This window comes from Neisseria sp. P0021.S007, from assembly GCF_051956855.1.
The window spans coordinates 1-435 of the sequence record NZ_JBQCXA010001789.1 but is presented as its reverse complement, the minus strand read 5'-3'; the positions used below and the strand labels follow the sequence as shown (position 1 = coordinate 435).

The window sequence follows — 435 nt, the reverse complement described above, 5'->3', positions numbered from 1 at the left end:
CCTTTCGGAGGGGTAAATTTGAACATACCGCTGGACAGGTTAGGCTTGGTGTTCAAGCCGCTGAAGCTGACGCTGGTTTGGTTGCCGAAGCTGTCTTTCAGCTGCATGGCGGCGAGGTTGTCGCCTTTGAAGCCGATACGGATGTATTGATAGCCGGCGTTGTTTTTCTTAGGTGTAGCCAAAACGTAATCGATACCGCTGGCAGAACCGTCTTCTTTCAGCGTGTAGCTGCTGTCCAATGCCGTTTTGTTGGAGAGGATGGCGGCAGGGCTGTCGCCGATGGTTTGGTCTTGTCAGGACTTGGTTACTTGTGCCAAATCTACGTCATAGAGCCAAATGGTTTTGCCGTCGACGACGATGGTTTGTTTGTAGGGTTTGGTGTACTCCCATTTGAACAAGACAGGGCGCAGGATTTTGAATGTACCGTGTGTGGTT

The 435-nt window shown here is 51.0% G+C and carries 1 pseudogene; it reads right to left on the bottom strand.

The window, feature by feature from the left end:
* Positions 1 to 435, bottom strand: a pseudogene (lolA, locus tag ACTHUR_RS21470) (outer membrane lipoprotein chaperone LolA); the annotation flags it as partial.